The 6,171-nt window shown below is 47.5% G+C and carries 8 protein-coding genes; 6 read left to right on the top strand and 2 right to left on the bottom strand.

Annotation, left to right across the window (positions count from 1 at the left end):
• Positions 1–197: hypothetical protein (locus tag Q0991_RS11415; protein ID WP_299488531.1), on the bottom strand; the 197-nt coding region annotated here is incomplete at its 3' end.
• Between the two features lie 285 nt (positions 198–482).
• On the opposite strand from Q0991_RS11415, the gene Q0991_RS11410 reads away from it, so the two are divergent.
• The 6 genes from Q0991_RS11410 (at position 483) to ureC (ending at position 5,570) form a co-directional block, all read left to right on the top strand.
• Entirely contained in the window at positions 483–950 is a 468-nt protein-coding gene (locus tag Q0991_RS11410; RefSeq protein WP_299488529.1) for a DUF29 domain-containing protein, read from the top strand.
• A 94-nt stretch (positions 951–1,044) separates the two neighbouring features.
• On the top strand, positions 1,045–1,908 hold the full coding sequence (locus Q0991_RS11405) for an urease accessory protein UreD (protein ID WP_299488527.1): 864 nt from the start codon (positions 1,045–1,047) through the stop codon (positions 1,906–1,908).
• A gap of 13 nt (positions 1,909–1,921) precedes the next feature.
• Positions 1,922–2,224 (top strand): urease subunit gamma, encoded by a 303-nt coding sequence (gene ureA, locus Q0991_RS11400; protein WP_299488525.1) that lies wholly within the window; start codon positions 1,922–1,924, stop codon positions 2,222–2,224.
• Positions 2,217–3,314 carry a hypothetical protein gene (locus Q0991_RS11395; protein WP_299488522.1) on the top strand — a complete coding sequence of 366 codons (1,098 nt, stop codon included), beginning with the start codon at positions 2,217–2,219 and terminating at the stop codon, positions 3,312–3,314. The genes ureA and Q0991_RS11395 overlap by 8 nt, the downstream gene beginning before the upstream one ends.
• Before the next feature lie 69 nt (positions 3,315–3,383).
• Entirely contained in the window at positions 3,384–3,689 is a 306-nt protein-coding gene (locus Q0991_RS11390; RefSeq protein WP_299488520.1) for an urease subunit beta, read from the top strand.
• Positions 3,690–3,860: 171 nt separating this feature from the next.
• Positions 3,861–5,570, top strand: coding sequence for an urease subunit alpha (ureC, locus tag Q0991_RS11385; RefSeq protein WP_299488518.1), 1,710 nt, complete (start codon positions 3,861–3,863; stop codon positions 5,568–5,570).
• A 105-nt stretch (positions 5,571–5,675) separates the two neighbouring features.
• Here ureC and Q0991_RS11380 read toward each other — a convergent pair whose 3' ends face one another.
• Positions 5,676–6,140 (bottom strand): hypothetical protein, encoded by a 465-nt coding sequence (locus tag Q0991_RS11380; protein ID WP_299488517.1) that lies wholly within the window; start codon positions 6,138–6,140, stop codon positions 5,676–5,678.
• Positions 6,141–6,171 lie beyond the last annotated feature (31 nt).

Below are 6,171 nucleotides of genomic sequence, written 5' to 3'. Positions count from 1 at the left end.
AAGCACTGAAAGTCCGCAAGGAGCAAAAGCGCTATGGAAAATCTAATCACACAATCATCTTGGTTCCAGATTCTCTCCCAGAAATTTGAAACAACCCTGCCATACTGAGCACCATTGGTCAAAACTAGAGGATAACCATTTGAATATTTTTCTGTTTGAACTAAAATCCAATAAAGCAAATCCTGATCTAATTTCATGAGGATTAATAGTTTTGTCTATAAAGAAAATAATGAACTCAATAGAAAGGAACTGATTTTGAACTTAAGGAAGGCTAGAAATATTTTCATTTACATATAATAGATTTTCGAATCTTATATATTTGTAGTTTATAAAAATGTGTTGGAACAGATCTAGGTTAGCTTGACAGTAAGGTTTTGACCATCGTTAGAGATAAGTATAGCCTGAGGAATAATTTTGAACTTAGACTCACAAACTGTAGACAACACGATGTAAAAAAACAACTAATTTAGCTTGTTAAAGATATGACTAGTGCCCAACTCCCTAGCTCTGAACCATCAGCTCAGCAACTGTATGAGGCTGATTTTGTTGCCTGGGCAGATTGCATGGCTGAACTGCTGCAAGCTAAACGTTTTAACGAGATCGATCTCGCCAACTTGATTGAAGAGGTGCAAGATTTGGGTGATCGGCATCGAGATGCTTTGAGCAGCCATCTCACCGTGCTTCTCATGCATTTGCTCAAATGGCAATACCACCCCTCGAAGCAATCGAGTAGTTGGTCAGGGCCTATCAAAAATGCCAGAAAGCAAATTCACCGCCTTATTCGTCGATATCCCTCTCTCAAAAACTATCTTTTCCAGTACTTGCCAGAGTCCTATCAAGATGCTGCTGAAGACGCTAAAGATGAAACAGGTTTGGCATACAGTATTTTTCCTAAGGATTGCCCCTATTCAGTCGAACAAATCTTGGATAGTGATTTCCTTCCAAAATAGAACGTTTGAATCTCTTAAAAAAACAAACCCAATCCACGGAAAAATTAGGTAATACGGGGTTGGTCAACCGACCGCAACTCAATAAAATAGGTGAATGCAACAGCTTGATACACCTTTAATTTCTGATTCTCAGCGTTGGCATGGCCGCCTAGAGCTAACCTACCGAAAAGACGCTCAGAAAAGTCAGATAGAACGAAGCTACCATCAGGCTCCGCTGAATCTACAGCGACCGTTCTACCCTGAAGGTTCAGAAGTTTGTCATAGCGTCATGATGCATACGGCAGGGGGGATGGTCGGGGGAGATCGACTGTCCATTGATGTAGCGCTGCAACCGCAAGCCCATGCCCTGCTGACGACCCCTTCGGCGGCAAAAGCCTACCGTTCCAATGGTCGTGAAGTCCAACAAACGATTCAATGTCAGCTTGCTCCCAACAGTGTATTGGAGTGGTTGCCCCTAGAAACCATCGTGTTCGAGCAGGCTTGCTATCGCCAGAACTTTCGAGTGGAGTTGGGGCAAGATGCCATCTTTGCCGGGTGGGATATGACCCGATTTGGTCGTAGCGCTCGCGGAGAGCAGTTTATGCAGGGGGAATGGCGATCGCAGATGGAAATTTGGCACCAAGGAACCCCCTTATGGATCGACCGACAATGGCTGCCTGGACAGCCAGATCTATGGCAAAGTCGCCACGGATTGGCAGGGCAGCCGGTGGTGGGGAGCTTTCTCTGGGTTGGGCGAGATGTGAAGCCCAGTAAGGTGCAGGCGGTTCGGGATCTGTGGCAAACCGTTACAGATGAGTCTAGTGAGATCGGCGTCTCTCGCATACAATTGGGGCTGATTTGTCGATATCGCGGTCCCTCTAGTCAAAAGGCCCGTCAATGGTTTATACAAGTGTGGAATCTGTTGCGGATAACCTATCTAGAAAGACCGGCTTGTCCGCCCCGCGTTTGGCCGCTGTAAACCGAGGTAATCCATGCAACTCACCCCCCAAGAAAAAGATAAATTGTTGGTTTTTACGGCAGCCCTGTTAGCAGAGCGACGGAAGGAAAAGGGGTTGAAACTCAACTACCCTGAAGCAGTGGCCTATATAACTGCAGGTATTTTGGAAGGGGCTCGCGAAGGACGAACGGTTGCCGAACTCATGACTTACGGCACGACATTACTCAGTCGAGATGAGGTGATGGATGGGATTCCTGAAATGATTCCTGAAGTCCAGGTGGAAGCGACCTTCCCAGATGGGACAAAGCTAGTGACCGTGCATCATCCCATTGCCTAAGTTAGCGAAGTCGTTCTTGACGGTGGGGTGGATGCTGCATAGAGGGTTATGGGCACGCTGTCTAAGTGCAATGCTTGGCTGTTGGCTCCTGCTATGTAGCCCTGCCTTTGGGTTTGTTACAGACGATTTGCTCACAAATAATACCCCCAATAACTTTGCGGATGATCTGCAAGATGCTGCCCGGTGGAGTAATGTGCCGGGTTCAGTTTTGTCGAATATACGGGGATTGGGTGAGGGATTGGAATATGCGATCGCACCCGACTTCTGTTCCCAAATCATTCCCCTATTCCAAGATCGCCAACCGCCCAATTGTGCTCAAATCGAACAGGAGATCCAGAAAGCCTTTGATCACTGGGGAGAAAATCATGCTGTCCTTAATTTCACCCCTGTGACCGCCAGCCTTGCGGCTCAACTCCCCCCGAATGGAGCGTCAGAACCCTGGCGAGGATTTGGAGCAGAGATTGATCTGTTTGTTCAAAGTCCCGACGACTACCCCCTAGTGAACAACTTTGGGGCTTACACCAGCTTTTGGTACACCAACCAACGTCCTATTGGCCTGCAGGGTCAGCCAGTATCTGGCAAAACAATGACCAGTGCCGACATCATCTTTAACAATCGCAGTTGCTACTTTTTTAATGCCCAGCAACCTATTTCTGGGTGCAACCATTTTGAGTCCTTACTGATCCACGAGGTGGGACATGCTCTAGCCTTAGATCACCCGAATGAGTTCCCGCAGCGTAACTTTGATACGGACAACACCCCAGGCAATCCGATTCCAATTGACTGTCAACAGCCCACCCAAAACCTCAAATTAGTCTCTCAGATTGATGTTGCGGCCATTATGAATAGCCACTTGGGGGAAGCCGCTGGCCCCCAACCTCAGCTGAGTCTAGATGATATTGGAGGACGTAATTTCCTCTATCCCTTGTGCCAAACTGTAAGCTCAACGCTTCCCTCCAGGGACCGACCGAACCCTTGGCAGTTATTTGGGGGCTTATTGGTCGCTAGTTTCTGTTGCGTGTTTGGTGTTGCTAAGATAATGCAGCAGCGAGAAAAGCAACGTCGAAAAAAACGTAGAACAGGATTCTAACGCAAGTTCTAGACCTCAGCAAAAAAGTACCGTACAGTAGCTAGCAAGCAAACTTCGATCAAAATCACCATGATTCCGGGCGAACTCTTTCCTGAAACGGGCGACATAGAACTGAATGCCGGACGCACAACTGTAAATGTGACCGTTGCCAATACGGGAGATCGACCGATTCAAGTGGGGTCCCACTTCCATTTTTATGAAGTGAATCCAGCGCTGGAGTTTGAGCGAGAAACCGCAAAAGGAATGCGATTGGACATTCCAGCAGGAACAGCTGTCCGCTTTGAACCCGGCGATCAGCGAGCCGTAACCTTAGTGCCCTTGGTGGGACAGCGCCAAGTGTTCGGATTCAATGGCAAAATTCAAGGGGCGTTGTAGCAGCCTAAACAGATTGTTCTCCCTGGATTGTGCTCACTATCTTTTCCTCACGATTGCCTGCCAGCGGGGAGCCATAGGGTAGGGGCCCTAACATTATTTGTAAACTTGGCAGCCTGAAGGCGCTACATTTCGATTTAGAATCAACAGAATCAGTCTTCAAAAAGGGCAGCTATGGCATATCGAATGGACCGCCGCGCCTATGCGGAAACCTATGGCCCCACAGTGGGAGATCGTATTCGCCTCGCTGATACTGACCTGATAATTGAAGTGGAGCAAGACCACACCACTTACGGGGATGAGGTTAAGTTCGGTGGCGGTAAGGTGATTCGTGATGGCATGGGCCAATCACCAATCACCAATGCCGATGGTGCGGTGGATACGGTGATTACCAACGCCCTAATTCTGGACTGGTGGGGCATCGTTAAAGCAGATATTGGTATCAAAGACGGCAAGATTGCTGCGATTGGCAAGGCTGGCAACCCCTATATCCAAGACCATATCGATATCGTGATCGGTCCCGGAACGGAAGCGATCGCAGGGGAGGGGATGATTCTCACAGCAGGAGGCATTGACTCCCACATCCACTTTATTTGTCCCCAGCAAATTGAAGTTGCGATCGCATCCGGTGTCACCACCATGCTCGGCGGTGGCACAGGCCCTGCAGCAGGCACCAACGCCACTACCTGTACCCCTGGCCCCTGGAATATCTATCGGATGCTGCAATCTGCCGATGCCTTTCCCATGAATCTGGGCTTTTTGGGTAAGGGAAACTCCAGCCAGCCTGCCGCACTAGTAGAACAGGTCAAAGCGGGAGCGATGGGCCTGAAACTGCATGAAGACTGGGGCACTACTCCTGCTGCCATTGATACCTGCTTAAGCGTTGCCGACGAGTTTGATGTCCAGGTGGCGATTCACACGGATACCTTGAATGAAGCGGGCTTTGTCGAAAACACCATTGCGGCCTTCAAAAATCGCGTCATTCACACCTATCACACAGAAGGAGCCGGTGGCGGCCATGCCCCGGATATCATTAAGGTCTGTGGAGAAGCCAATGTCCTACCGTCCTCCACCAACCCCACCCGCCCCTACACCGTCAATACCCTAGACGAGCACTTGGATATGCTGATGGTGTGCCACCACCTTGATGCAGGCATTCCTGAGGATGTGGCCTTTGCCGAATCTAGAATCCGTCGAGAAACCATCGCTGCCGAGGATATCCTCCATGACTTGGGGGCATTTAGTATGATTGCCTCTGATTCCCAGGCCATGGGCCGAGTCGGTGAGGTGATTATTCGCACCTGGCAGACGGGCCACAAAATGAAAGTACAGCGGGGACCGCTTTCCGAAGACTCAGATCGCAATGATAATCATCGAGCCAAGCGCTATGTCGCTAAGTACACGATTAATCCAGCCATTACCCATGGGATTGCGGATCAGGTTGGCTCTGTGGAGGTGGGTAAGCTAGCCGATCTCTGTTTGTGGAAGCCTGCCATGTTTGGCGTTAAACCGGAAATGGTAATTAAGGGGGGTTTTATTGCCTGGTCCCAGATGGGAGATGCCAATGCTAGTATTCCAACGCCCCAACCGGTGCATATGCGACCGATGTTTGGTGGATTTGGGGGGGCTATTGCAGCCACCTCTCTTACGTTTGTTTCTCAAGCTGCAATGGAGGCAGGCATCCCCGACCAGATTGGCTTACAAAAAAATGTCGTTGCCATCTCCAACACCCGCAATCTCAGTAAGGCAGATATGAAGCTAAATGATGCATTGCCAAAAATTGAGGTGGATTCGGAGACCTATGAGGTGAGGGCGGATGGAGAGCTTCTAACCTGTGAGCCTGCAACGGTTTTGCCGATGGCACAGCGGTACTTTTTGTTTTGAATAAAAAATCTTAGTTGAATTAGGAGAATCTTTGCAATTTGTTCAGAAATTATGATAATTCGGTTGAGGATCGTGCAAGAATTTCATTTCTGAATTATGAATATTTCAGGTTTTGCTTCTCCTAATCTGTGCTTCTTTTAGTAATTGAATACAGAAAAAAGATCTTGAAGTGATAGAGTTTTTTTGTATAAAATACTCAAGTGAGTAAAGGAATAGCCAAAACAGTGCAGCAAGAATTATTCTAAGCTGAGTATCGGGAATTAACACAACTAAAAAAGAGACAAAAACAGAGGTAAACTTTTGTAGAAATTGAGTATCTTTAATAAATATCTTTTCTTGCCGATCTAAAAAATCTTCTACTGTTTTCAAGTCAGATGCTGGGAACGAAGATAATTTTTTAACTTTGTTTTCAATTAAATTTTCATTAAAATCCGGCCAAGAATATTTCTCTAAAGATGTTTTCTTTCTGCAAATTATTCCATCTCTAACTTGTTGTACATATTTAACTATCCTTCTTAAGCCTCCGGTTTGACCGGAGGACTCGTAAGGTTTAACCTTCCCTGCGGTCATAGTCCTATCCCAAAACTTCGGGAGTTGCTAA

The sequence above is a fragment of the Acaryochloris sp. IP29b_bin.137 genome, from assembly GCF_028285745.1.
Lineage (GTDB): Bacteria > Cyanobacteriota > Cyanobacteriia > Thermosynechococcales > Thermosynechococcaceae > Acaryochloris.
Note: the sequence above shows the minus strand (reverse complement) of the source record. Positions and strands in the feature narration are given on the sequence as shown.

Bases quoted from the DNA above. Each gene is read 5' to 3' on its own strand.
- ureC (WP_299488518.1), top strand. From the start codon at position 3,861: ATGGCATATCGAATGGACCGCCGCGCCTATGCGGAAACCTATGGCCCC.
- Q0991_RS11405 (WP_299488527.1), top strand. From the start codon at position 1,045: ATGCAACAGCTTGATACACCTTTAATTTCTGATTCTCAGCGTTGGCAT.
- ureA (WP_299488525.1), top strand. From the start codon at position 1,922: ATGCAACTCACCCCCCAAGAAAAAGATAAATTGTTGGTTTTTACGGCA.
- Q0991_RS11390 (WP_299488520.1), top strand. From the start codon at position 3,384: ATGATTCCGGGCGAACTCTTTCCTGAAACGGGCGACATAGAACTGAAT.
- Q0991_RS11410 (WP_299488529.1), top strand. From the start codon at position 483: ATGACTAGTGCCCAACTCCCTAGCTCTGAACCATCAGCTCAGCAACTG.
- Q0991_RS11380 (WP_299488517.1), bottom strand. From the start codon at position 6,140: ATGACCGCAGGGAAGGTTAAACCTTACGAGTCCTCCGGTCAAACCGGA.